Annotated in this window: 24 protein-coding genes, 3 pseudogenes and 1 riboswitch; of the genes and pseudogenes, 7 read left to right on the top strand and 20 right to left on the bottom strand. The window is 70.2% G+C overall.

What is annotated here, in order from left to right; all coding sequences use genetic code 11:
* Positions 1–4 precede the first annotated feature (4 nt).
* A complete protein-coding gene (locus tag L2X99_RS09445) occupies positions 5–211 on the bottom strand; it encodes an AsnC family protein (RefSeq protein ID WP_236123836.1) in 207 nt (68 codons plus the stop codon).
* A gap of 162 nt (positions 212–373) precedes the next feature.
* Here L2X99_RS09445 and L2X99_RS18550 point away from each other — a divergent pair.
* Positions 374–805, top strand: a pseudogene (locus tag L2X99_RS18550) (HAD-IA family hydrolase); the annotation flags it as partial.
* Between the two features lie 58 nt (positions 806–863).
* The gene (locus tag L2X99_RS17870) at positions 864–998 is read left to right on the top strand and encodes a hypothetical protein (RefSeq protein ID WP_268928496.1); all 135 of its coding nucleotides are present in this window, start codon (positions 864–866) and stop codon (positions 996–998) included.
* Between the two features lie 3 nt (positions 999–1,001).
* On the opposite strand, the gene L2X99_RS09440 is transcribed toward L2X99_RS17870, so the two are convergent.
* From L2X99_RS09440 to L2X99_RS09375, 14 genes and pseudogenes are all read right to left on the bottom strand, one after another.
* Entirely contained in the window at positions 1,002–1,412 is a 411-nt protein-coding gene (locus L2X99_RS09440; RefSeq protein WP_236123838.1) for an MmcQ/YjbR family DNA-binding protein, read from the bottom strand.
* 156 nt (positions 1,413–1,568) lie between these two features.
* Complete coding sequence (locus tag L2X99_RS09435; RefSeq protein ID WP_236123839.1) at positions 1,569–2,786, bottom strand: alpha-hydroxy acid oxidase; 1,218 nt, start codon at positions 2,784–2,786, stop codon at positions 1,569–1,571.
* Entirely contained in the window at positions 2,783–3,562 is a 780-nt protein-coding gene (locus L2X99_RS09430; RefSeq protein ID WP_236123840.1) for an ABC transporter ATP-binding protein, read from the bottom strand. The genes L2X99_RS09435 and L2X99_RS09430 overlap by 4 nt, the downstream gene beginning before the upstream one ends.
* Positions 3,562–5,280 carry a branched-chain amino acid ABC transporter ATP-binding protein/permease gene (locus L2X99_RS09425; RefSeq protein WP_236135007.1) on the bottom strand — a complete coding sequence of 573 codons (1,719 nt, stop codon included), beginning with the start codon at positions 5,278–5,280 and terminating at the stop codon, positions 3,562–3,564. Before L2X99_RS09425 ends, L2X99_RS09430 begins: the two co-directional genes overlap by 1 nt.
* 1 nt (position 5,281) lies before the next feature.
* On the bottom strand, positions 5,282–6,157 hold the full coding sequence (locus L2X99_RS09420) for a branched-chain amino acid ABC transporter permease (RefSeq protein ID WP_236123842.1): 876 nt from the start codon (positions 6,155–6,157) through the stop codon (positions 5,282–5,284).
* Positions 6,158–6,185: 28 nt separating this feature from the next.
* Positions 6,186–7,373 carry an ABC transporter substrate-binding protein gene (locus L2X99_RS09415; protein WP_236135006.1) on the bottom strand — a complete coding sequence of 396 codons (1,188 nt, stop codon included), beginning with the start codon at positions 7,371–7,373 and terminating at the stop codon, positions 6,186–6,188.
* 162 nt (positions 7,374–7,535) lie between these two features.
* Positions 7,536–7,898 (bottom strand): Fe-S protein, encoded by a 363-nt coding sequence (locus L2X99_RS09410; RefSeq protein ID WP_236123844.1) that lies wholly within the window; start codon positions 7,896–7,898, stop codon positions 7,536–7,538.
* Between the two features lie 113 nt (positions 7,899–8,011).
* Positions 8,012–8,488 (bottom strand): 6,7-dimethyl-8-ribityllumazine synthase, encoded by a 477-nt coding sequence (ribH, locus tag L2X99_RS09405; protein WP_236123845.1) that lies wholly within the window; start codon positions 8,486–8,488, stop codon positions 8,012–8,014.
* On the bottom strand, positions 8,485–9,759 hold the full coding sequence (gene ribA / locus L2X99_RS09400; protein ID WP_236123846.1) for a GTP cyclohydrolase II: 1,275 nt from the start codon (positions 9,757–9,759) through the stop codon (positions 8,485–8,487). The genes ribH and ribA overlap by 4 nt, the downstream gene beginning before the upstream one ends.
* Entirely contained in the window at positions 9,756–10,379 is a 624-nt protein-coding gene (locus L2X99_RS09395) for a riboflavin synthase (protein ID WP_236123847.1), read from the bottom strand. The genes ribA and L2X99_RS09395 overlap by 4 nt, the downstream gene beginning before the upstream one ends.
* Positions 10,379–11,406, bottom strand: a pseudogene (ribD, locus tag L2X99_RS09390) (bifunctional diaminohydroxyphosphoribosylaminopyrimidine deaminase/5-amino-6-(5-phosphoribosylamino)uracil reductase RibD). The gene L2X99_RS09395 and the pseudogene ribD overlap by 1 nt, the downstream one beginning before the upstream one ends.
* 47 nt (positions 11,407–11,453) lie before the next feature.
* A riboswitch (FMN riboswitch) is annotated at positions 11,454–11,594 on the bottom strand.
* A 399-nt stretch (positions 11,595–11,993) separates the two neighbouring features.
* Positions 11,994–12,857 carry an Fpg/Nei family DNA glycosylase gene (locus tag L2X99_RS09385; protein WP_236123848.1) on the bottom strand — a complete coding sequence of 288 codons (864 nt, stop codon included), beginning with the start codon at positions 12,855–12,857 and terminating at the stop codon, positions 11,994–11,996.
* Between the two features lie 44 nt (positions 12,858–12,901).
* A complete protein-coding gene (locus L2X99_RS09380) occupies positions 12,902–13,165 on the bottom strand; it encodes a TetR family transcriptional regulator C-terminal domain-containing protein (RefSeq protein WP_236123849.1) in 264 nt (87 codons plus the stop codon).
* 48 nt (positions 13,166–13,213) lie between these two features.
* Entirely contained in the window at positions 13,214–13,783 is a 570-nt protein-coding gene (locus L2X99_RS09375) for a GNAT family N-acetyltransferase (protein WP_236123850.1), read from the bottom strand.
* Between the two features lie 87 nt (positions 13,784–13,870).
* Between L2X99_RS09375 and L2X99_RS09370 the strand changes: the two genes are divergently transcribed.
* Positions 13,871–14,110, top strand: coding sequence for a hypothetical protein (locus tag L2X99_RS09370; protein WP_236123851.1), 240 nt, complete (start codon positions 13,871–13,873; stop codon positions 14,108–14,110).
* 120 nt (positions 14,111–14,230) lie between these two features.
* Here the strand turns inward: L2X99_RS09370 and L2X99_RS09365 are convergent, their stop codons facing one another.
* Complete coding sequence (locus L2X99_RS09365) at positions 14,231–14,620, bottom strand: hypothetical protein (protein ID WP_236135005.1); 390 nt, start codon at positions 14,618–14,620, stop codon at positions 14,231–14,233.
* Between the two features lie 194 nt (positions 14,621–14,814).
* On the bottom strand, positions 14,815–15,015 hold the full coding sequence (locus L2X99_RS09360) for a hypothetical protein (protein WP_236135004.1): 201 nt from the start codon (positions 15,013–15,015) through the stop codon (positions 14,815–14,817).
* A 190-nt stretch (positions 15,016–15,205) separates the two neighbouring features.
* Between L2X99_RS09360 and mfd the strand changes: the two are divergent.
* Both mfd and L2X99_RS09350 read left to right on the top strand, forming a co-directional pair.
* Positions 15,206–18,756 (top strand): annotated as a pseudogene (gene mfd / locus L2X99_RS09355) (transcription-repair coupling factor).
* Between the two features lie 28 nt (positions 18,757–18,784).
* Positions 18,785–19,588 carry an alpha/beta fold hydrolase gene (locus L2X99_RS09350; RefSeq protein ID WP_236135003.1) on the top strand — a complete coding sequence of 268 codons (804 nt, stop codon included), beginning with the start codon at positions 18,785–18,787 and terminating at the stop codon, positions 19,586–19,588.
* Positions 19,589–19,695: 107 nt separating this feature from the next.
* Here the strand turns inward: L2X99_RS09350 and L2X99_RS09345 are convergent, their stop codons facing one another.
* The gene (locus tag L2X99_RS09345; protein ID WP_236123855.1) at positions 19,696–20,556 is read right to left on the bottom strand and encodes an SDR family oxidoreductase; all 861 of its coding nucleotides are present in this window, start codon (positions 20,554–20,556) and stop codon (positions 19,696–19,698) included.
* 168 nt (positions 20,557–20,724) lie between these two features.
* Here L2X99_RS09345 and L2X99_RS09340 point away from each other — a divergent pair, with 168 nt between their 5' ends.
* On the top strand, positions 20,725–20,886 hold the full coding sequence (locus tag L2X99_RS09340) for a hypothetical protein (RefSeq protein WP_236123856.1): 162 nt from the start codon (positions 20,725–20,727) through the stop codon (positions 20,884–20,886).
* Positions 20,887–20,890: 4 nt separating this feature from the next.
* Here L2X99_RS09340 and L2X99_RS09335 read toward each other — a convergent pair whose 3' ends face one another.
* Positions 20,891–21,334 (bottom strand): NUDIX domain-containing protein, encoded by a 444-nt coding sequence (locus L2X99_RS09335; protein WP_236135002.1) that lies wholly within the window; start codon positions 21,332–21,334, stop codon positions 20,891–20,893.
* A gap of 33 nt (positions 21,335–21,367) precedes the next feature.
* On the opposite strand from L2X99_RS09335, the gene L2X99_RS09330 reads away from it, so the two are divergent.
* Positions 21,368–22,123 carry a class I SAM-dependent methyltransferase gene (locus L2X99_RS09330; protein WP_236123858.1) on the top strand — a complete coding sequence of 252 codons (756 nt, stop codon included), beginning with the start codon at positions 21,368–21,370 and terminating at the stop codon, positions 22,121–22,123.
* A gap of 9 nt (positions 22,124–22,132) precedes the next feature.
* Here L2X99_RS09330 and L2X99_RS09325 read toward each other — a convergent pair whose 3' ends face one another.
* The gene (locus L2X99_RS09325; RefSeq protein WP_236135001.1) at positions 22,133–22,957 is read right to left on the bottom strand and encodes an alpha/beta hydrolase; all 825 of its coding nucleotides are present in this window, start codon (positions 22,955–22,957) and stop codon (positions 22,133–22,135) included.
* Between the last annotated feature and the right edge of the window lie 26 nt (positions 22,958–22,983).

Below are 22,983 nucleotides of genomic sequence, written 5' to 3'. Positions count from 1 at the left end.
CCGGCTACTGGCGACCGTACCGCTTGTGCGCGGCCTGCTTCGAGATGCCGAGAGCGCTCGCGATCGCCTGCCAGGAATACCCGGTCATGCGCGCCTTGCGCACCTGTGCCTCTTCAGCGCGCGCGAGTTCGCGACGGATGCCGGTGAGCCGGTGCAGCTCGGCCAGTGGCTCGCCCTCGGGGTCGGTGGAGATCGCGGTTCGCGTGGTCATGGTGTCAATCTAGGTTGACACACGGATGATGTCAACCTTCATTGACGCTGGTCGTGTGACAGGGTGGGCGGGTGCTGATTCCCCCGAAAGCTCGTCCTGGAGATCGTGTCGCCGTCCTCTCGCCCGCCTTCGCCGCGCCCGCGCAGTACTGAGGGAGGGCGCATGACCGCGAAGAAGTGGATCCTGTTCGACATCGGCGGCGTGCTCGAGATCGTCGACGACGATGCCTGGCAGGACGAGTGGTGGGGTCGCTGGCGGGAACGAGCCGGCATCGACGAGACCGACTTCGACGTGCTGATCGAAAGGGCCGAACTCCCGCCGATCGATCTCGTGACCGGACGTGCGGATGAGTTCTGGCAGCGCTTGGGTGCAGCGCTGAACCTCGCCTCCGACGACCGGGACGCGATGCGCGCTGATTTCTGGGACACCTACTGCGGCACGGGGAACACGGAGCTGATCGAACACGCCCGTTCATTGCAGGGGCGAGCGGGCCTGGCGATCCTGTCGAACTCCGTCGACGGCGCGAGGGAGGAGGAGGAGCGCCGCTACGGCTTCTCCGAGATCTTCGACCCGATCTGCTACAGCCACGAGCAGGGCGTGAACAAGCCGGACCCGCAGGCCTACCTGCTCGCGCTGGAGAAGCTGGACGCGGATGCCGACGGACGTGCTCTTCATCGACGACAGACAGCACTCGATCGACGGCGCCGCCGGCGTCGGCATCCGCGGCGTCCTGCAGCGCGAGAACGCCTCGACGATCGCCGCGATCGAGGAGTTCCTCGCCGACTGAGCGCTACTCCAGTCCGTGCTCGGCGAGCCACGCCTTCGCGACCGTGCGGGGCACGCGCAGCAGCCAGGCATCCGTCAGGGTCTCGCGCAGCAGCTGCTCGTCGATCGCGTCGACGCGGGTCAGCACAGCGGGGTATCCGTCGAAGTGCGGGATCGTGAAGAACACGTCGGGGTAGGTCTCCAGCAGGGCCGCCTTGGCCTGCTCACCGTCGACGCGGATGCCGATGATCAGCCCTTCCGGCCACTCCCGGCCGAGCGCGTCCAGCTGCTCGAGGTCGTGCTTGCGAGGCGGCCGCTCCCAGGCGAGCATCCCGGCCGCCGTGCGCCAGGACGCCCCGCCGCCGTGCCCCTCGGTCTTCTCGGAGACCCGCGGAAACTCCAGCGCGATCCTGCGCACATCGTCGAGCGTCGCCATGCCGACAGGCTACGCCCGGCCTCGGACCACGACCAGTCCGCGCCCCGCCCCACCGATTCGGATGAGGGGTCAGAGATCGCGGCATCAGAGCCCGCAGACCCGACATCTCCTGACCCCTCATGCGGGAGTGGGCGGGCACGGCGGGCCTGGAGCAGATCAGCTCAGGCGCACGCGTCCGCGCAGCTCGGCGATCGTTGAGACCCCGGTGAGCTGCATGGTGCGCACCGCCTCGGCGCGCATCAGCTGCAGCATCCGGTCGACACCCCGCTCGCCGCCGGCCATCAGACCGTACAGATACGCGCGGCCGACCATGCAGGCGTCGGCGCCGAGGCCGACGGCGGCGAGCACGTCCGCGCCGGAGAGGATGCCGGTGTCGAGGAAGATCTCGGCATCGTCGCCGACCGCCGCGGCGACCTCGGGCAGCAGCCGCAGGGGAGTGGGTGCGCGATCCAGCTGGCGGCCCCCGTGGTTCGAGACCACCAGCGCATCGGCACCGGCGTCAACGACTCGCCGGGCATCGGCGACCGACTGGATGCCCTTGACAACGAGCCTGCCCGACCACTCCTCGCGCAGCCAGGCCAGGTCCTCGATCTTCAGGCTCGGGTCGAACATCTTCGCCACAAGCTCGGCGACCGTGCCGTCGAACGACCGCAGGCTGGCGAACTCGATCGGATCGGTGGTGAGCACGTTGAACCACCACGCCGGATGCCACGCCATGTCCCAGATCGTCTTCGGGTTCAGCGTCGGAGGGATGGTGAGGCCGTTGCGTGCGTCGCGCAGCCTGTTGCCCGCGACCGGAGTGTCGACGGTGAGGACCAGGGTGTCGTAGCCGGCGCTGCGCGCCTCGTCGACCAGTCGCCGGGTGCCGTCGCGGTCCTTCCAGAGGTAAAGCTGGAACCAGTCGTCGCCGTGCGGCACCGCCTGCTTCAGCTCTCGCGGCGACGTCGTCCCCATCGTGGACAGCGTGTACGGCACGCCGGCGCGGGCGGCGGCACTCGCCACCGCGATCTCGCCCTCGTGATGCATCATCCGGGTGAATCCGGTGGGCGCCAGGATCAGCGGCAGGGATGCCGCGCGGCCGAGGATCGTCGTCGATGTGTCGACCTCGGCCACGTCGTGCAGCACACGCGGCTCGAACTCGACCTGCGCAAACGCCCGCCGGGCGCGGGCGATGCTCAGCTCGTCCTCGGCCGCCCCGTGCACGTAGTCGAACACCGACCGGGGCGTGGTGCGCCGCGCGATGCGGGCGAGGTCCTTCACGGACAGCGCCTGCGCGAGCCTGCGATCCACGCTGTTCCACACCGGTCGGCGGAATCCGAGCAGCGGGGCCACGGCACCCCAGGTCGGCACCCGGCGGCGGATGCGACGGGTCACGAGCCCGGGCCCTCCGGAGCATCTGCGGCCGCTTCCTCGGCCTCGACCGGTGCGGGACCGCCGCTGCCGGTGCCCAGGTAGGCCTGGATGATGTCGTCGTCGGCGAGCAGATCTGACGCCTTGCCGGAGCGCGCGATCTCGCCGTTCTGCAGGATGTGTCCCTCGTCGGCGGCCTGCAGCGCCCTGCGGGCGTTCTGCTCCACGAGCAGCACCGTCGTGCCGCCCGCGCGCACCTCTTCGATGACGGCGAACACCTCGTCGACGATCTTCGGGGCCAGACCCATCGACGGCTCGTCCATCAGTACGAGACGTGGCCGGGCGAGCATGGCGCGTGCGATGGCGAGCATCTGCTGCTCGCCACCGGACAGCGATCCGGCAGGCAGCCTGCGGCGCTCCCCGAGCACCGGGAAGCGCCGGTAGATCTCGTCGATCGCGGCCCCGGCGCCTCGGCCGTGCGAGCGGGCGCCCACCTGCAGGTTCTCGGTGATCGTCATGGTGGCCAGCACTTGACGGCCCTCCGGCACCTGCACCAGCCCGCGCGGCACCAGCCTGTGCGACTTGGCGCGGGTGATGTCGTCGCCGTCGAAGAGGATGCGTCCGCCGGAGGGGCGCACCAACCCCGAGACCGCATTGATGATCGACGACTTCCCGGCGCCGTTCGCACCTACGAGGGTGACCAGCGACCCGGCCTCGACGTCGAACGAGACACCGCGCACGGCCTCCACCCGGCCGTACGAGACGGTGAGATCCTGTACGCTCAGCAGCGGTCCGGCCATCACACGTCCTCCTTCCCCGGCGTGGCGGCGGTCGCCGCATCCGATCCGTCGTCCTGCGAAGCGGCGCCGAGATAGGCCTCGATGACCCGCTCGTCCGCGGCGATCTCGGCCGGCGTTCCATCGGCGAGCACCTCGCCGAAGTTCAGCACGACGATATGGTCGCAGGTGCTCAGCACCATCCCGACGTTGTGCTCGATGAAGATGATCGTCAGCCCGTCGGCGGCGAGCTGGCGGATCAGCTCCGACAACTCGGCGGCCTCGACGTGGTTCATGCCGGCAGCCGGCTCGTCGAGGATCAGCAGAGTGGGATCGGCGGCCAGAGCCCTGGCGATCTCCAGCCGGCGCTGGTCGCCGTACGAGAGGGCCTTCGCGGTGACGTTCGCGCGGTCGAGCATCCCCACCCGGCGCAGGCACTGCGCGGCATGTGCGAGGGCGGTGCGCTCGTCGCGACGCGCCGACGGCAGCCAGAGCAGCCTGCGCAGGAACGTCGGCCGGGCCACCAGGTGCGCGCCGATCAGCACGTTCTCGAGCGCGGTGAGCCTGTTGAACAGTTTGGAGTGCTGGAAGGTGCGGGTCACGCCCGCTGCCGCGATCCTGTGCACCGCGGTGCGCCCGACGCGCACGCCCAGGACGCTGGCGGTGCCGCCCGAGGGCGGGATCAGTCCCGAGATCATGTTCACCAGGGTGGTCTTGCCCGCGCCGTTCGGGCCGATCAGCCCCACCACATCGCCGCTGCGCACAGTGAGGTCGACGCCGCGCACCGCGTGCACGCCGCCGTACTCCTTCGAGAGTCCCTTCAGCTCTGCGACGATCTCGCCCTTCGCCGGGTGCTCGCGCAGCGCGAGCCCGGCGGCGTCCGCGTCGATCGTCGAGACATCGACCTTCTGCCGGCGCCGCGGGATGAGGCTGGCCAGACCGCCCGGCAGATACAGGATGACCACGAGCAGCAGCAGACCCGACAGGAACGGGCGGATCCAGCCCGCCTCGATGCCGATCGCGCGTTGAATCTCGGGCAGCAGCGTCTGGAACCCGCTGCCCAGGAGCGGACCGACGAAGTTGGCCGTGCCGCCGACGACCGCGGTGACGAGGCCGTCGATCGCCGCGCTGAACCCGAAGTCCTCGGGGGCGATCAGGCGCACGTAGTACGCCCACATCACGCCGTACAGGCCGGCCAGCACTCCCGCGGCGATGAACGCCGACAGCCGGTGGCCGCTGACGTTGACGCCGAGCGAGCGGGCGGCCAATTCGTCCTCGCGGATCGCCTCGAGTGCCCGGCCGTATCGAGACCTGGACTGCCGGGCGAACCAGTAGGTGACCACCGCGAGGACGATCCAGGCGATCGCCGGCGTGAGCACCTTCGGCACCGGCATGCCCTGTGCGCCGCCGGTCCAGGAGGAGTTGATGATGATGATGCGGATCGCCTCGGCGAATCCGAGCGTCGCGATCGCGAGATACACACCGCGCAGCCGCATCGTGGGCAGGCCGAGGATCACCGCGGTGACCGCGCCGACCAGCATCCCGACCGCCATGGCGAACAGCAGCGTCGGCAGTGGTCCCCACTGCAGAGGCGGGGGCGTGAGGGCCGCGGCGGTGAAGCCGGCCAGCCCCGCGAACCCGGCCTGTCCGAGGCTGAGCTGCCCGGCCACGAGTACGGCGTAGAACGAGTACGCGAAGATCGCGTTCAGCGCGATGAAGACCAGTGTGGACTCGGTGAACACGTCACACCTCCCGCACCCGGCGCTTGCCGAACAGGCCCTGCGGCCGCACCAGCAGAATGAGGAACAGCAGCGCGAACGCGATCAGATCGCGCCAGCTCGAGCCGATGTACTGGATCGCGAACACCTCGGCGACGCCGAGGATGAGGCCGCCTACGAGCGAGCCCGACAGCGACCCCATGCCTCCGACGATGATCACCGCGAGGCCCTTCAACTCGATCGCACTGCCCATGCCGAGCTGGGCGCTGTTCACGTTCAGCGCGAACAGCACGCCGGCCACGGCGCCGAGCGCGGTCGAGATGGCGAATGTCAGGGCGGTGACCCGATCGACGTTCACCCCCAGCACTCGCGCGGCGGTGGGGTTCTCGGCGACCGCGCGCATCGAGCGGCCCAGCGACGAGCGGTGCACCAGCAGACTCAGCGCCACCATCAGGCCCAGCGACACCACCAGGATGCCGATCTGCAGCACGCTGGCGGTGAGACCGGCGAACTCGACGGTGCTCTCCGAGACGGTGCCGGGAGGGAACCGCCGCGTGTTCGGGCCGAAGGCGGCCTGCAGCAGCGCCACGATCATGCCCGCCATCGCGATTGACGAGATCAGCCCCGCGAAGTGCGCATCCGGCCGGTCCTTGAGCGGGCGGAACGCGATGCGCTCGATGAGCAGACCCATCACCGCCCCGAAGGCGAACACGATGACGAGCACGAGGGCGATCGGCAGGTCGAAGGCATCGCTGACCCAGATGCCCACGAACGCCGAGGCGGTGAAGACCGCGGGATGGGCCAGGTTCAGCCGATCCAGGATGCCGAACACCAACGTGAATCCGATGGCGAAAAGGGCGTAGATCGAGCCGAGGAACAGGCCGTTCAGCAGCTGCTGCATGGTGGTTCCCTCTGTGGAGCGGACGGCGTCAGTTCAGGACCGCGAACTTCCCGTCCTGCACGATCTGCACCACGGCGGCGTGCTCGGCGTCGCGGTTCTCGTTGATGCTGAGCGACCCGAGCGGGGTGGGCAGGTCCTTGACCTTGGTCAGCCCGTCACGGATGTCGTCGCGCTCGCCGGAGCAGTTGGTGCGCACGGCGTGGTCGACGACCTTCAGGCCGGTGTAGGCCTGGGCGGCGAACTGGTCGGGCGCGGAGTCGAACTTCTTCTGGAACGCCTCCATGAACGCGGTGTTCTCCGGGCTGTCGGACGCCGAGTTCCAGGCTGCGCCGACGATGACGCCCTCGGCCGCGTCGCCGGCATCCGCCATCAGCTGCGGGTTGTTGAAGCCGTTGCCGCCGATGATCGACACGTCGATGCCGAGCTCACGGGCCTGGGTGACCAGCGGGATCGCCGCCTCGATCAGCGCTGAGACGACGAGCGCGTCGGGGTTCTTCTGCTTCGCCGCGGTGAGCAGGCTGCGGAAGTCGGTGTCCTTCACCGAGAAGGTGAGCGTGTCGGCGACCTCCACGCCGTTGTCCTCGAGCGACTGCGCCATCACGTCGTAGCCCGACTTGGTGAAGGCGTCGTCGTTCGAGTACATCACCACGACCTTCTTCAGGTCCTGCTTCTCGGTGGCCGCCGCGATCGTCTGCGGGATCACCTGTCCCTCGGTGAGCGAGTCGCGGAAGATGAAGTCGCCCTGCTCGGTGATGCCCGCAGCGGTGTTCGAGATCGCGAGCACCGGCAGACCGCCGTCCTGCGCGACCGGCTGCGCCTGGAACGCGGTGTTCGACAGGGTGGGGCCGATCACCAGGCTGGTGCCGTCGCCGACGAACTGCTCGAACAGGCCGATCGCCTGCCGCGGGTCGGTGCCGTCGTCCTCGACGGTGAGCTTGTACTTCACGCCGTCCTGCGCGTTCAGCTCTTCGGCCGCCAGCTCGAGCCCCTTCTGCTGGGACTCGCCGTAGCTCGCCGCCGCGCCGGTCAGGCTGAGCGCCGCCGCGACGGGCACGGTGCCGTCGATGGTGCAGGTGTCGCCGGAGCCGCTGCCCTTCAGCCCGCCATCCGCACTGCCTTCTGAGCCTCCGCCGGTCTGGCTGCAACCGGCGAGCAGGAGAACGGATGCTGAGAGCAGAGCAGCGGTGCGGAACGTCTTGCGCATGAGAACCTCCATGACATCGAGGCTCGGAATGGGGACCGTCGTGGTGCGGGACGGATCCGGGGGAGTTCCGGATGCCCGCGTCCGCGTCGGTATCAGCCTCGATGATGAACGGCGCAGTGCGCAGGTGAGTCGATCATACTGATCCGCGCGGACACGGTCGCGCGGCCGCGGATTTCAGTGCCAGAAGAAGCCGAGCGCCGCGTTCAGCAGGGCGAGCACGCCGACTGTCCAGAACACGCCGGCGGGCACCGCCTCGCCGCGCTTCTGCTTCGCCATGCCCATGCCGATCAGGCCGCCGATGATGATCAGGACCACGAGCTTCACCGTGATCTTGATGTAGAAGCTCATGCCCGGCGTCCAGTCGATGCCCCACGGCGCCGCCAGTGCGAGGCCGGCGACTCCGGCGATCGCCAGGCCGACGTTCATCGGCTGCGTGAACTGCCGCTTGCCGCCGAACGCCTGAGCCGCCCAGGCTCCGAAGAGCACGGCGAACCCGAGAAGGTGGACGAACACGACGACATCGCGGAGGGTTTCCATGGCTTCAGGCTAGCCGAGCGGACGACGCTTCGAAGCCCCCAGACTGCAAGCCCGCGCCGAGACTGCGGCGTTGCCGCCCCGTCTCGGCGCGGGCTTGCAGTTTCGAGAGGGCGTCAGCCGCGCAGCTCCGCGATCACACGTGCGGTCCGCAGCGCGGCATCCGCCGCCTCGGCGCCCTTGTCCTCCTTCGAGCCGGGAAGGCCCGCGCGGTCGATGCCCTGCTGCTCGTCGTCGAGGGTGAGCACGCCGAAGCCGACCGGCTTGCCGGCATCCAGTGCCACCCGGGTGAGCCCGTCAGTGGTGGCGGCGGAGACGTATTCGAAGTGCGGGGTGCCGCCGCGGATGATCACGCCCAACGCGACGACCGCATCGGCGCCGCCGGCGAACGCCGCCTGCGCGGCGACGGCCAGCTCGAACGAACCGGGCACGCGCACCAGCGAGTGTGCGGCGCCGGCGGCGTCGAGCGTGCGCTGGGCGCCAGCGATGAGCCCGTCCGTGATGACGTCGTGCCAGGTTCCGGCGACGACCACGACGCGCAGGCCGGTTCCGGCGATCGGGCTCTGCGGGGTGGGGGCTCCTGCGCCGCTCATGCGTGGTCCTTTCCCTGCGCGAGAGCCTCGGCGAGTTCGGACTCGCCGATGATGTGGCCCATGCGGTCGCGCTTGGTCTCGAGGTACTGGTGGTTGTTCGGTCCGACGCCGACGATCAGCGGAACCTGCTCGACGACGTCGAGGCCCAGCTCGCGCAGCTGCTTCACCTTGTCGGTGTTGTTCGTCAGCAGCCGCACCTTGGACACGCCGAGGTCGGCGAGGATGCCGGCGGCCGCAGCGTACTCACGGGCGTCGGCGGGCAGCCCGAGGGCGAGGTTGGCGTCGACCGTGTCGAGTCCCTCCTCCTGCAGGCTGTACGCGCGCAGCTTGTTGATCAGGCCGATGCCGCGGCCCTCGTGGCCGCGCATGTAGATGACCACGCCGCCGTCCTGCTCGATCGCGTCGAGCGCGGCCTGCAGCTGCGGCCCGCACTCGCACTTCAGCGAGCCGAACGCCTCACCGGTCAGGCATTCGGAGTGCACCCGCACGAGCGCCGTCTCAGCGGGCTCGCCGGAGACGACCGCGATGTGGTCGGTGCCGGTGATGCGGTCCTTGTACGCGAGGAAGCGGAAGGTCCCGTGCTCCGTGGGCACGGTGGCGTCGGCGCGCAGGCTCACCCGGCGCCGGCTGCTGGTCGCGACGCAGTCGGCCTCGTCGCGAGGATCGGTCTCGTTCAGGTATCCGATCAGCTGCTCGATCGTGATCACCGGCACCCGGTCGCGCTCTCCCAGCTCGAGCAGGGCGGGAAGCCGCATCATGCTGCCGTCCTCGGCCACGACCTCGGCGATCGCGGCGACCGGCTGCAGGCCCGCGAGGCGCATCAGCTCGACGCCGGCCTCGGTGTGCCCGCCGCGCTGGCGCACGCCGCCGTCGACGGCGCGCAGCGGCAGGATGTGACCGGGCCGGATGACGCTCTTCGCGGTCGATTCCGGATCTGCCAGCACGTTCAGCGTGTGCGAACGGTCGTGCGCGCTGATGCCCGTGGTCACGCCCTCCGCGGCATCCACGCTGACCGTGTAGGCCGTCGAGCGGGCGTCCTCGTTCGCCTCGACCATCGGCGGCAGGTTCAGCCGGTCGGCGAGATCGGCAGGCATCGGCGCGCAGATCAGACCCGAGGTCCAGCGCACCATCCAGGCCATCGTCTCAGGCGTCGCGAGCTCGGCCGAGATGATGATGTCGCCCTCGTTCTCGCGGTTCTCGTCGTCGGCGACGATGATCGGCCTGCCGGCGCGCAGCGCGTCGACGGCTTCGGTGATGGTGGACAGGCTCATCGCGAGCCTCCTTCGGATCGGAACGCGAGCAGGCGCTCGACATGACGGGCCAGGATGTCGGTCTCGAGGTTGACGCGGTCGCCGACGGCGAGCGCGCCCAGGATGGTGGCGATCAGGGTCTCGGGGATGAGAGAGACCTCGAACCAGGCGTCGGGCGCACCGGGGTCGCTCACGGCGCTTACCGTGAGCGACGTGCCGGCGACGGTGATCGAGCCCTTGTCGACCACGAGCGGGGCGAGGTCGGCGGGCAGCGAGATGCGCAGCACTCGCCACTGGTCGCCGGGGCGCACCTCGAGCACCTCTCCCGTGCCGTCGACGTGCCCCTGCACGATGTGGCCGCCGAGACGCGCGCCCACGGGCATCGCCTTCTCGATGTTGACGCGGGTGCCGACCTCGACGGATGCCAGGGCCGAGACGTCGAGCGTCTGCTTCATCACGTCGGTGTCGAAGGTGTCGGCGGTGGAGCCGACCACGGTCAGGCAGACGCCGCTGACGGCGATCGACTCGCCGTGCACGGCGTCGGAGGCGGCCTTCGGCGCGCGCACGGTGAGGCGCCAGCCGTCGCCCGAGGGCGTGATGGCGGTGATCTCGCCGATCTCCTCGATGATTCCGGTGAACATCATGCTCCTTCTGCAGCAGTGGACGGATGCGCGATCGCGAGCAGGTCGTCGCCGAGCGGCAGCCATTCGTCGATCGTGAGTCTGCGGGCGCCGGAGATCGTGTCGACGCCGATGTCTGTGAGTGCGAGCCGGTCGCCGCCGAGCAGCACGGGGGCGAGGTACGCGAGGATCTCGTCGGCGAACCCCTGAGCCAGGAACGCGCTCGCGAGAGTCGGGCCGCCCTCCACGAACACGCGCTGCACACCGCGCTCGCGCAGGTCGTCGAGCACGGCGGTCAGGTCACGCGTGCCGTAGAACAGCGGTGGATGCGGATGGCGCCGCACCGCGGCATCCGCCGGTGTCTCGCGGGATCCGATCACGACGGGAACCGGCTGCCGCGGGTACAGGGCCTCGCCGTCGCGGGCGGTGAGGGAGGGGTCGTCGGCGAGCACCGTCCCGGTGCCGACGACGATCGCGTCGGATGCCGCGCGCCGCGCGTGCACGTCGGCGCGCGCTGCCGGTCCGGTGATCCACTGGCTGGTGCCGTCGGATGCCGCGGCGCGACCGTCGAGGCTCTGCGCCCATTTCACGGTGACGTGCGGGCGGCCGAGGCGCTGCACGGCGAGCCAGTCGCCGATCAGGTCGCGCGCGGCATCCGCCTGCTCGCCGGACTGCACGTCCACACCGGCCGCGCGCATCCGTTCGGCGCCGCCGCCGGCCCTCTCGCTCGGATCGTCGAGGGCGTACACGACGCGGGCGACGCCGGCGTCGATGAGTGCCTGGGAGCAGGGACCTGTGCGGCCGGTGTGATTGCAGGGCTCGAGCGTGACGATCGCCGTGGCGTCCTGCGCGGCGCCGGGTGCGAGCCTCGAGAGCGCGTCCACCTCGGCATGCGGGGTGCCGGCGCCGTGATGCCAGCCCTCGGCGATGATCTCGCCCGCGGGGAGAGGATGACGGCGCCCACCTGCGGGTTCAGTCCGCGGGGGCCGTTCGCGGCCAGTGCGAGCGCGCGCGACATCGCGTCGCGCTCCGCCTCGGTCGCTGTCATCCGCGGTCCTTTCCGGACTCCGGGGGTGCCGAGGCGCGCGTGTGCACGCCGTGCTTCCTCTCTTCCGGACTAGCAGGAGTCGCCTCCCGCATCACCGTCGGTTCCGGAGTTCCACCGGATCGGCGCCCTGGCGGGCGTTCGCGGACTGTCACCGCCGGTTCGGATTCTCACCGACCCCGGAGCACGTTGATGCTCTGAGTCTAGTCAACGCGGCATCCGTCGATTCATTCCCGCGCATGCGCTCGTTTTCTGCAGGCCTCGCTGCCCCGGTTCGCACAAGGAGGAAAGTGCCCCTGCCGCCGGCACCGCGGGGTGCGTTTTCCTCCTTGCCGCGGTTTCGCAGAGGCCGAGCGGATCGTGGGAGGGTACGGCGGGCCCCACATGCAAGGAGGGAAACGCCGCTGCGGATGTGGGCGACGCGGCGTTTTTCTCCTTGCTGGAGTTCGTGGACGACTGCGGCGGAGTCCGTGGGCGGACGTGTCGCGGTGCAAGGAGGAAATCGCAGGTGCGGATGCCGGGGGAGCGGCGTTTTCCTCCTGGCGCATTGTCTGCGCGCGAAGCCGTCCGGCCGTGCACCCGCCGATGCGCTACTTCAGCAGGCGGGACAGCCGGCGGTCGGCGAGGAGCTTGCCGCCGGTCTGGCAGGTGGGACAGTACTCCAGGCTGCGATCGGCGAAGAAGACGCTGCGGATGGTGTCGCCGCACACGGGGCAGGCCTCTCCGCGACGCGCGTGGACGCGGAAGCCCGACCGCTTGGCGTCCTTGAGACTGGCGGGCGGTCTGCCGGACGCCTCGGCCGTCGCCTCCCGCAGCGTCGTCTGCATCGCGTCGTAGAGCCGATCGATCTCGGCGTCGTCGAGGTTCGCCGCCGGGGCGTACGGCGACATCTTCGCGGCGTGCAGGATCTCATCCGAGTAGGCGTTGCCGATGCCGGCGATCAGCCCCTGATCGCGCAGCAGTCCCTTGATCTGCGTGCGGCGTCCGGCCAGCACAGCGGCGAACGCGTCGCGCGTGAACGCCGGATCGAAGGGGTCGGGACCGAGCCGGGCGATGCCGGGCACGTCCTGCGGATCGCGCGTCACGTACACCGCCAGTGACTTCTTGGTGCCCGCCTCGGTGAGGTCGAAGCCGCTCCCGTCGTCGATCGCGACGCGCAGCGCGATCGGGCTCCTGCCGGGCTTGATGAGCGTGGACGGCAGATCGTCGTACCAGCGCAGCCAGCCGGCCTTGGCGAGATGGAAGACCAGGTGCAACTCGTCGCCGCAGGCGAGATCGACGAACTTTCCGTACCGCGCGGTCGCGGTGATCGTCGCGCCGTGCAGGGCCGTGTTCGGCGGGTCGTAGGTCTTCAGCGCGGCGATCTCGCCCACGCTCGTGCGGGTGATCGCGTGGCCGACCGCGCGGTCGCCGAGGTAGTCGACGAGCCCCTGCACCTCCGGCATCTCGGGCATGGGTTCATCCTGCCACCGGTCTGCGACATCCGGCCAGGGGGCGTCTACCGCACCAGCAGTGAGAGGAACTGCCGCGCCTCGGCGACCATGTCGACGGGCTCCGCCCCTTCGTCAGAGAGCGCCAGCAGCCACTGCAGCTGCAGGCCGTCGAGCGCCGCCATCGTGATGCGCGCCGCGCTCTCCGGTGAGACGCCGGCGCGCAGCATCCCTTCGTCGCGCAGCGCAGAGAAGTCGGCCGCGAGTTCGGCGGAGACGCGCGCGTAGCGGCGCTGGACGAGACGGGCGGTGCGCATGGTGACGGCTTCCATCCGCAACACCGTAGCGGCGCGCGGGCGGACGGGCCGATTCCCCGCGTGTCAGCCGGCGAGCACCGGCCACTCCACCGGAGTCCGGTCGTCGGATGCCAGCAGCGCGGCCATCCAGCCGTCGTCGCGGCCGCGCGGACCGGTGAGCCCCTGCCTCAGCATCCCCTCGTAGCGGAAGCCGAGCGTACGCGCGGTGCGGGCGGACGGGATGTTGCCCACGGTCGCGCGCCAGCCGATGCGGGCCAGGCCGAGCTCCGCGAAGCCCCAGTCCACGACCGCGCGTGCCGCCTCGGTCATCACGCCCTGCCCGCGGAAGCGTACGACGCTCCAGTAGCCGAGCTCGGCGTTGCCGCCGGTGTGGTGGCCGGCGATCTGATGCAGGCCGACCATGCCCGCGAGCGCGCCGTCGATCCGCACGGCCCACACCGCCTCCGAACCATCGTCCCACCAGCGTGCGACCTTCTCCACGAAGGCCTCGGCGTCGGCGCGCGAGTAGGGACTCGGGATCGGCGTCCAGCGCGGCACCTCTGGGTCCTGGCAGGCCGAGGTGATCTCGTCGACGTCGGCCTCCGTCGGGATGCTGAGGACGAGGCGATCGGTGCGCAGGGTGACGGGTTCCATCGGGCCAGCGTACTGAGCAGCCGGCCGTCGCGTCGGGCGCGGATATCCTGAGAGGGCGGCACGACGTCGCGAGGGACGGAGACGGGCGTGGCGGTGCAGCATTCCTCCGCGGGCGGTGTGCTCGCGTCGATCGCCGCCTCCGTGCTGTTCGGCGGCATGTTCCTGCTCGCGGGGCTGGTCTCGGTCTCCGCGGAGGTGGTCTTCGCCTGGCGGGTGCTGCTCGGCGAGCGCATGCAGGGCGCGGACGTCTTCGTGTACGGCATCCTCGCCGTCGCACTGACCGTGCTCGCCGTCGACGGTTTCCGCGTCGCCCGCCGCACGCGCTGACCGGAGCGGCGCGTCAGGGGTGCGGTCGCGGAGCACCCGGGGTCTTCATCGTCCGTCGGGCACCCTTGCGCGCGGAGGCATCCCTGACCGTGCCCGTGCCTGGGACGCTGGCCGATCGAGTCACGCGGTCCACAGCCGATAGAGGGCGTAACCGATCGGGAACAGAATGAGCAGCAGCTGCATGATCAGGGGGACCAACAGCTCCAATGAGAACGCGGCCGCGGAGAGGATGATCGCCCAGATCGCGGGTCGTCCTCCTTGGAGTGTCCTCCGTGTGTAGATGGCCGTGATCGATGCGATGAGGCTGAGAACGACGACAACGACACCCATTCGTCCGGCTGGACGAACGTCAAGCAGGGCGAGGGAATCGCCCCAGAGATAGAGCTCGATGACGTCCCAGGCATCCAAGAATGCGACGGTCATCGAAACGGCGGCGAGGCCGACGGAGGCCCAGGCGAGCCTCGACGATCCGCGCTCTGTGACGGCTCCATCTTCTGCACGCTGCGACATGACCGCCACCGTATTCGCCCGGAGCGGCGCGCCGTTCACGCCCTGTGGATAACTCCCGTCCAACCGTCGTTGCGGTCGCGCTCACCTGTCAGGCCATGCCGCACGCCTCCGTCAGGACGTCTGACCGATGATCAGGAGCTCTGGTCGACGATGACCGCCCCGAAGCCGATCAGCGTGTACCGCATCAGTCCACCTCAGACGAGTCCCCACACCAGAGCCCCCGCGAGCGCCGTCACGATGCCGAAGATCCCGGCCCTGCGCCCGCGGCGCGACACCGCCGCCGCGATGCCCAAGCCGATGGCGGTGAGCCCGACGAGAGTGCCTAGTGAGGTCGCCGGGCTGAAATCGAAGGGAAGGATCCTGAACAGGCTGAGCACAGCGCCGATCGCGCTCACCGCTCCGCACACGAGCGCGGTGATCCCCAGACCCAGAGCCCATCGCCCAGCGCCCCAGCACGGGCGAGCCGGGCTCGGAGACGACGGCCGCCGGGTGCGCGTGCGGGGACTGGTTCGGCGGAGGGAGCGTCATGCCGGTCAGTGTAATCGCCAGGTCCCGCATGTCGGCGACCCGCAATACACTTGTCCGGTGACTGTTCCGGGGATTCTGCGCGCCTTGGAAGAGGCGAACCTGTACCGCGATGCTCTCAGCTGGGCATCCACCGACGCCGACATCTCGCTGGTCGACGGGCTCGACGCTCCCGTGATCGCCGGTCTGCTCCGCAGACGTGCGGATGCCGGGCATCCCGCCGCCGTGCTCGTCGTCACGCCCACCGGCCGGCGCGCCGAGTCGGTCGCGGCGGCGCTGGGCACGTACCTCGCGGATGCCGAGATCCTCACCTTCCCGGCCTGGGAGACCCTGCCGCACGAGCGTCTGAGTCCGAGCCCCGACACCGTCGGCCGCCGGCTCGAGACGCTGCGCAGCATCACCACCTGGGACGGTGCGAAGCCGCTGGTGGTCGTCGCCTCGGTGCGCGCCGCGCTGCAGCCGCTCGCCGCCAACCTCGGTGACGCCGCCCCGCTCGAGCTGCGCGTCGGCCGCCGCGGCCTCGAGCTCGAAGAGGCCGTCGAGCAGTTGGTGGAGCGGGCGTACTCCCGTGTGGACATGGTCTCGCGCCGCGGCGAGTTCGCGGTGCGCGGCGGCATCCTCGACGTGTTCCCGCCGACGGCCGAGCATCCGTCCAGGGTGGAGTTCTTCGGCGACGAGGTCGACCAGATCCGTGCCTTCTCCGTCGCCGACCAGCGCTCTCTGCCCGGTGAGATCACGGTCATCGACATGCCCGCCAGCCGCGAACTGCTGCTCACCGCCGAGGTGCGCGAGCGCGCCGGCGAGCTCGTCGGCCGGTACCCGGCGATCGCCGGGATGCTCGAGAAGATGAGCGAGGGCATCCCCGTCGAGGGCATGGAATCGCTGCTGCCGGCGGTCGCCGGTCCGCTCGTCACCCTCGCCGAGTACCTGCCGAAGGGCTCCGCTGCCGCGATCGTCGATCCCGAACGCGCGACCGCCCGTGCACAGAACCTCGGCGAGACCAACCGCGAGTTCCTCGAAGCGGCCTGGAGCGCCGCGACCTCCGGGGCATCCGCCCCGATCGATCTCGGGGCCGGCGACTTCCGCACCATCGCGCAGCTGCGCGACGTCGTGCGCGACCGCGACGGCGTGTGGTGGCGGCTGAGCGCGTTCGCCACCGACGATCAGGACGCCGCGAACATCGATGCGTCGATCATCCCGTCGTTCCACGGCAACGTCGACGGTGCGATCTCGTTCGTCGACGCACGGCTGCAGGACGGCTGGCGCGTGGTCGTGATCGCCTCAGGGCAGGGCCTCACCGAACGCGCCCTCGATGTGCTCGGCGACCGCGGCATCGCCGCCCGCATCCTCGAGGACCTCGACGCGGAGCCGGATGCCGGCGTCGCGACTCTGGTGACAGGATCGGTCGAATCCGGATTCCAGGTCCCGGAGGCCCGCCTCGCCGTGCTCACCGACAACGAGTTCTACGGTCGCACCATCGGCGGCGATCAGCGCGTGGTGCGCAAGCTCGCCTCGCGCAGGAAGAACGTCGTCGACCCGCTGCAGCTCAAGCAGGGCGACTACGTGGTGCACAACACGCACGGCATCGGAAAGTTCGTCGAGATGACCAAGCGCGAGGTCTCGTCGGGCGGCCGCAACCCTTCGACAAGCTCAGGGCGGCGCGCAGTGACCACCCGCGAGTACCTCGTGCTGGAGTACGCGCCGTCCAAGCGCGGCTACCCGGGCGACAAGCTGTTCGTGCCCACCGACCAGCTCGATCTGCTCTCGAAGTACGTCGGCGGCGAGGCCCCGGTGCTCTCGAAGATGGGCGGCAGCGACTGGGCCGCGGCGAAGGGCAAGGCCCGCAGAGCGGTGCGCGACATCGCCGTCGAACTGGTCAAGCTGTACTCCGCCCGGATGAGCGCGAAGGGGCACGCCTTCGGTCCGGACACCCCCTGGCAGCGCGAGCTGGAGGAGGCGTTCCCCTTCGCCGAGACGCACGATCAGCTGCAGACCATCGACGAGATCAAAGCCGACATGGAACGGCCGATCCCGATGGACCGGCTGCTCTCCGGCGACGTCGGCTTCGGCAAGACCGAGGTCGCCGTGCGCGCTGCGTTCAAGGCGATCCAGGACGGCAAGCAGGTCGCGATGCTGGTGCCGACCACGCTGCTGGTGAAGCAGCACCTCGAGACGTTCACCGAGCGGTTCGCCGGGTTCCCCGTGAAGGTGCGGCCGCTGTCGCGGTTCCAGACCGACAAGGAGGCGCGCCTCACCCTGGCAGGGCTGGCCGACGGCACGGTCGACATGGTCATCGGCACGCACCGTGTGCTCACCGACCAGGTGATCTTCAAGGACCTCGGCCTGATGATCATCGACGAGGAGCAGCGGTTCGGCGTCGAGCACAAGGACGCCCTGAAGAAGATGAAGACCAACGTCGACATCCTCGCGATGAGCGCGACGCCCATCCCTCGAACGCTCGAGATGGCCGTCACCGGCATCCGTGAGATGTCCACGCTGCAGACGCCGCCCGAGGACCGGCATCCGATCCTCTCGTTCGTGGGCGCGCGCAGCGACAAGCAGATCGCCGCGGCGATCCGCCGCGAGATCCTGCGCGAGGGGCAGGTGTTCTTCGTGCACAACCGGGTGCAGTCGATCCAGCGCGTGGCATCCGAGCTCGCCGAGCTCGTGCCCGAGGCGCGCATCGCCGTCGCGCACGGCAGGATGGCTGAGCATCAGCTCGAGCAGGTCGTCGACGACTTCTGGGAGCGCAAGTACGACGTGCTCGTCTCGACGACCATCATCGAGACCGGCCTCGACATCTCCAACGCGAACACGATCATCATCGACCGTGCCGACAAGTACGGCCTGTCGCAGCTGCACCAGCTGCGCGGGCGCGTCGGCCGAGGCCGCGAGCGGGCGTACGCGTACTTCCTCTACGACGAGCTGAAGCCGCTCAGCGAGACCGCTGCCGACCGCCTGCAGACCATCGCCGTGAACAACGACCTCGGCTCTGGCATGCAGGTGGCGCTGAAGGACCTCGAGCTGCGCGGCGCAGGCAACATGCTCGGCGCCGAACAGGCCGGGCACATCGCCGGGGTGGGCTTCGACCTGTACCTGAGGATGGTGGGCGAGGCCGTGGCCACCTTCCGCGGCGAGGACACCTCGTCGGATGTCGAGCTGCGGCTCGAGCTGCCGGTGGACGCCCGCATCCCGGAGCACTACATCGACAGCGAGCGCCTGCGTCTCGAGGCGTACCAGAAGCTCTCCGCCGCGGCAGGGACGACGGCCGCCGACGACGCGATCGACCTCGTGGTCGAGGAGCTCACCGATCGGTACGGCGCGCTGCCCGACGAGGTGGACGGGCTCGTCGCGGTGGCGCGGCTGCGCCGCCGCGCCGCTCGCGCCGGGCTCTCGGACGTCGTCGCGATGGGGTCGAACCTGCGCATCGCGCCGGCGAACCTCCCCGATTCGATGCAGGTGCGGCTGCAGCGGCTGTACCCTAAGGCGAAGTTCGTCGCCGGGGAGAGGCGCTGCTGGTGCCGATGCCCGAGGACATCGACCTGGTGGAGTGGGTCGGCAACCTGTTCACGGCGCTGTTCCCGGAGCCGGTCAAGGCCGAGGCGTCCTGAGCCTCGGAGGGTCTCCTAGGCTCGAGTCATGACGGGCATCCTCCGGCGCGGCACAGCGACCATCCACTACGTCGACGGCGGAGGCCCCGGCCGGCCGGTCGTGTTCACGCACGGCGCGGGGATGGACAGCGCGTCCTTCGCCACGCAGGCGCAGGCCGTGCAGGATGTCGGATACCGTGGCATCCGCTGGGATCTGCGCGGGCACGGCGCCTCTGTGCTCGCCGCCGGCACCCGCTTCACGGCGGAGGACGCCCTCGCCGATCTTGGCGCGCTTCTCGAGGAGCTGCAGCTGGAGCATCCGATCCTGGTGGGGCACTCGCTGGGCGGCAACCTCTCCCAGGCGTACGTGCGCGCCCACCCCGATCGGGTCGGCGGGCTGATCGCCGTCGGCACGACCTGGAACAGCGGACCGCTCACCCGCGGCGAGCGGTTCGGGCTGCGCCTGGCCGCGCCGATGCTCCGGCTCATTCCGGCGTCGAAGCTGCCGAGGCTGATGGCGGATGCCTCGGCGGTGACACCGCAGGCCGTCGAGTCCATCAGCGCGACCTTCGCCAGGATGCCGAAGCCGATGTTCCTCGACGTGTGGCGCGCGACCGCCTCGTTCGTCGCGCCCGATCCCGCGTACCGAACGCCGGTTCCGCTCGCGCTGGTCGTCGGCGCGGAGGACCGCACCGGCAACATCCGCACGGCGATGCAGGCGTGGGCCGACGTCGAGGGCGCGCCGCTGCACACGATTCCCGGCGCCGGTCACGTCGTGATGCTGGATGCCCCCGCTGCGGCGTCCGAGGCGCTCCTCGACATCATCCGGGGGTGGGACGCGTCCGGCCGCTGAGCCGGCGGACCCGACTTCGAATGCTGGGTCGCGACGCGCCGTGGCATCCGGTCATCGTCCGGCGTGTCGCCCGCCGGATCCGAAGTCGGGCACGCCCGGCCGCCGGTTCAGCGCAGCGCGAAGCCGCCGTCGGTGGTGAGCACCTGCCCGACCACCCACGACCCGGCATCCGTGCACAGCCAGCCGATCAGCCGGGCCGGATCGTCGGGCCGTCCGAATCGCCCGAACGGGGTCTTCGCCAGGAACTCCGGCAACCAGCTCAGGTCGCGGTCCGTCGTCGCGGGATCGAGATAACCCGTGTCGACAGGGCCGGGGTTCACCGTGTTCAGCACGATGCCGAGGTCGAGCAGCTCGGCGGCGACGGTCTTCGTGACGCCGGCCAGTGCGGCCTTGCTCGTGGCGTAGGCGACCTCGCCGCGCATCGGGCCGTCGGCCTGGCCCGAGGTCATCCAGATGACGTGCCCGGTGGGCCTCTCGAACGGGCCGGAGCCCACGCGGTCGCCGGGGCGCTGCTCGGCGGCATCCGTCGCCGTCTTCCGCCGGGCGAAGCCGGCGGTCAGCAGCAGCGTCGCCCGGGCGTTGGCCTGCCAGTGCGCGTCGAGCCGGTCAGCGGTCATGTCGAGGATGCCGCCGTCGCTGCCGCTCATGGCCTGATTGCAGATCAGGATGTCGAGCGATCCGGTCAGCTCGGACGCCGCATCCAGCAGCGGCTCGATCGACGCGGGATCGCGAAGGTCGGCGTGCTGGTCGCCGGAGACGGCACCGGGGATCAGCGCGTCGGACACTCCGGCGCGCACCTCGTCGAGGTCGTCGCCGCCCCAGGGCTGATCGAGGTCGTGTGCACGGAAGTGGTGGATGAACACATTCGCGCCGAGCGCGGCGAGAGTCGTGGCGGTCGCGTAGCCGATTCCGGCCCGGCGGGAGACGCCGGTGACGAGGGCCGTACGGCCCGCAAGAGGATGCTGCATGGTGAGTCTTTCCTGTCGAAGGATGCCCGGACGCGACGAACGGCGCCCGAAGGCGGGGACGGAGGCGACTCACCGGCATTGCATGGCATCGAGTCTACGGCGCTAACGGATCCGCCTGTGCTCGTCAACGGGGTGTCGCGGGCCTCGACGGACGCCGAGACTCGGGCCATGTGGATTCTTCTGATCGTGCTCCTGCTCATCTGGCTGGGCTTCTCAGTGCTCGGGTTCGTGGTGAAGGGCCTTCTCTGGCTGGCGGTGCTCGGGATCATCCTGTTCCTGGTGACCCTCGTCTACGGAATCATCAGAGGCGCGCGCAAGAACCGCACCTGAGACGTCAGGCGTCGGCGAGCACCCGTTCGACATAGGGCTGCAGGTCGAGAGCGACGGCCTCGTCCCTCGAGAACCAGGCGACCTCGAGGATCTCGTCGAGATCCGGTCGCGGTGCGCCGGTCAGGGTGCAGGAATAAGCCGTGGTCACGTAGGCGACGCGGTCGCCGTTCGGATACTCGACGGTCAACTCCTCGCCGCCGTAGACGCCGACGATCCCGAGGACGCGGATGCCGGTGCCGATCTCTTCGTGCACCTCGCGGACCAGAGCGTCGGCAGGGTGCTCGCCGGGTTCGATGCTGCCGCCGACGAGCCCCCACTGCCCGGAATCCGCGTGCCGGGCGAGCAGGAACCGCTCCCCGTCACGGATCACCGCGGTGACCGCCGGGATCAGCAGCAGGGCGTGCCCGACATGGGCGCGGAGCGAGGCGATGTAGGGCGAGACCGGCATCCCGCCACGATAACCGCATGCGAGGATCGAGAGGTGGCTGGCACCTTCGAAGAACTCATCGCAGACGCGGAGACCGCCGACGTCACCGGCTGGGGCTTCGACTGGCTCGACGGCCGTGCGTCAGAGGAGCGCCCGCCGTGGGGGTATGCCCGCCTCCTCGCGGAACGCTGGGCTGCGGCGCATGCCGCACTCGACCTCGACACCGGCGGAGGAGAGGTGCTCGCCGAGGCCACCGCCTTCCCGCCGGTCGCCGTCGCCACGGAGGCCTGGCCACCGAACGCCGCGGAGGCCACTGCCCGGCTGCATCCACGCGGCGTCGCGGTCGTGCGGACCACAGCCGGGGAGCCGCTGCCGTTCGCGGACGGCGGGTTCGACCTCATCACCAGCCGGCATCCGGTCGCGCCGGACTGGCCGGAGATCGCGCGCGTGCTCGCGCGCGGCGGCACCTACTTCGCACAGCACGTCGGCCCCGCCAGCGGCTTCGAGCTGATCGAGTTCTTCCTCGGGCCGCTGCCCGAGCAGCGGCGCGGTCGTGACCCGCGGGCGGAGACGGATGCGGCCCGCGCCGCCGGCCTGGAGATCGTGGATCTGCGCGCAGCGCGACTGAGGATCGAGATCCATGACGTCGGCGCGGTCGTCTATCTCCTGCGCAAGCTGATCTGGTGGGTCCCGGGTTTCACCGTCGAGCGATACCGTGACCGCTTGCGCGACCTTCACGAGCAGATCCGGCGAGAAGGTCCGTTCGTCGCCCACTCCTCGCGGCACCTGATCGAGGCCCGACGATCCTGACCGGCCCGGTCAGCGCCAGAGCCAGCGCAGCGCGTCGGGCAGCAGCACGCCGCCGTGGTTCGGGCTGTGCCCGCCGTCGCCGACGACCAGGCGGACGTCATGCCCCGAGCGGGCCATCGCGGCCGCGGTCTCGAGCGACTCGGCGAACCAGTTCGCTTCGCGCTCGTTCCATCCGATGTCGTGGTGCGCGGCGTGCAGGAACGTGCGGATCCGCCGCGTCTCGCCGTCGGCGAGCAGAGCGGGGTAGGGGTTGCCGCCGGGGATCTGCGCGAAGCTCGGATTGAACGCGATCACCCGCGCGATCGCGTCGGGCCGGTGCCAGGCGGCGGTGAAGGCTGCGTTTCCGCCCGAGCTGCCGCCGCAGATCCCGATGCCGCCGCCGAGCGCCAGATCCTGCGCAACGCTCGGGAGCACCTCGTGGAGCAGGAAGTCGGCGTAGCGGGCGTCACCCGGGTCGTACTCGTCGTTGCGGTTCTTCGGCGTCGCCGAATCCGGGACCACGCCGGGATCGACGAACACGCCGATCATCGGAGGGATCGCGTGCTGCGCGGCGAGGTTGTCCAGCACGATGCCGGTGCGCACGTCACCGCCCGGATCCAGGTACCACCACCCGTCGTTGAACAGCATCACTGCCGCCGGCGACGACGGGTCGTGTGTGGCAGCGGTGTGCACCCAGATGCGCCGGACGGTTCCGGGGTAGGCGCGACTGTCATCGATCACGAACTCCCGGACGGTGCCGGGGCGCACATCCAGCCGCGGTTCCGAGTCGGGGCCGTGCGCGTACGTGACGCCGTCCGGATCGAGGACGAGCGGCACGAACGGGACGACGGGCATAGCTCATCCTCCCGCATCGGCGCGGT

Origin of the sequence: Microbacterium sp. KUDC0406 (genome assembly GCF_021582875.1) — a bacterium.
Taxonomy (GTDB): domain Bacteria; phylum Actinomycetota; class Actinomycetes; order Actinomycetales; family Microbacteriaceae; genus Microbacterium.
Note: the sequence above shows the minus strand (reverse complement) of the source record. Positions and strands in the feature narration are given on the sequence as shown.

Coding starts and splice junctions, on each gene's coding strand:
- L2X99_RS09445 (WP_236123836.1), bottom strand. CDS start 211: ATGACCACGCGAACCGCGATCTCCACCGACCCCGAGGGCGAGCCACTG.
- L2X99_RS17870 (WP_268928496.1), top strand. CDS start 864: ATGCCGACGGACGTGCTCTTCATCGACGACAGACAGCACTCGATCGAC.
- L2X99_RS09440 (WP_236123838.1), bottom strand. CDS start 1,412: ATGGCGACGCTCGACGATGTGCGCAGGATCGCGCTGGAGTTTCCGCGG.
- L2X99_RS09430 (WP_236123840.1), bottom strand. CDS start 3,562: ATGGCCGGACCGCTGCTGAGCGTACAGGATCTCACCGTCTCGTACGGC.
- L2X99_RS09420 (WP_236123842.1), bottom strand. CDS start 6,157: ATGCAGCAGCTGCTGAACGGCCTGTTCCTCGGCTCGATCTACGCCCTT.
- L2X99_RS09415 (WP_236135006.1), bottom strand. CDS start 7,373: ATGGAGGTTCTCATGCGCAAGACGTTCCGCACCGCTGCTCTGCTCTCA.
- L2X99_RS09410 (WP_236123844.1), bottom strand. CDS start 7,898: ATGGAAACCCTCCGCGATGTCGTCGTGTTCGTCCACCTTCTCGGGTTC.
- ribH (WP_236123845.1), bottom strand. CDS start 8,488: ATGAGCGGCGCAGGAGCCCCCACCCCGCAGAGCCCGATCGCCGGAACC.
- ribA (WP_236123846.1), bottom strand. CDS start 9,759: ATGAGCCTGTCCACCATCACCGAAGCCGTCGACGCGCTGCGCGCCGGC.
- L2X99_RS09395 (WP_236123847.1), bottom strand. CDS start 10,379: ATGTTCACCGGAATCATCGAGGAGATCGGCGAGATCACCGCCATCACG.
- L2X99_RS09385 (WP_236123848.1), bottom strand. CDS start 12,857: ATGCCCGAGATGCCGGAGGTGCAGGGGCTCGTCGACTACCTCGGCGAC.
- L2X99_RS09380 (WP_236123849.1), bottom strand. CDS start 13,165: ATGGAAGCCGTCACCATGCGCACCGCCCGTCTCGTCCAGCGCCGCTAC.
- L2X99_RS09375 (WP_236123850.1), bottom strand. CDS start 13,783: ATGGAACCCGTCACCCTGCGCACCGATCGCCTCGTCCTCAGCATCCCG.
- L2X99_RS09365 (WP_236135005.1), bottom strand. CDS start 14,620: ATGTCGCAGCGTGCAGAAGATGGAGCCGTCACAGAGCGCGGATCGTCG.
- L2X99_RS09350 (WP_236135003.1), top strand. CDS start 18,785: ATGACGGGCATCCTCCGGCGCGGCACAGCGACCATCCACTACGTCGAC.
- L2X99_RS09345 (WP_236123855.1), bottom strand. CDS start 20,556: ATGCAGCATCCTCTTGCGGGCCGTACGGCCCTCGTCACCGGCGTCTCC.
- L2X99_RS09340 (WP_236123856.1), top strand. CDS start 20,725: ATGTGGATTCTTCTGATCGTGCTCCTGCTCATCTGGCTGGGCTTCTCA.
- L2X99_RS09335 (WP_236135002.1), bottom strand. CDS start 21,334: ATGCCGGTCTCGCCCTACATCGCCTCGCTCCGCGCCCATGTCGGGCAC.
- L2X99_RS09325 (WP_236135001.1), bottom strand. CDS start 22,957: ATGCCCGTCGTCCCGTTCGTGCCGCTCGTCCTCGATCCGGACGGCGTC.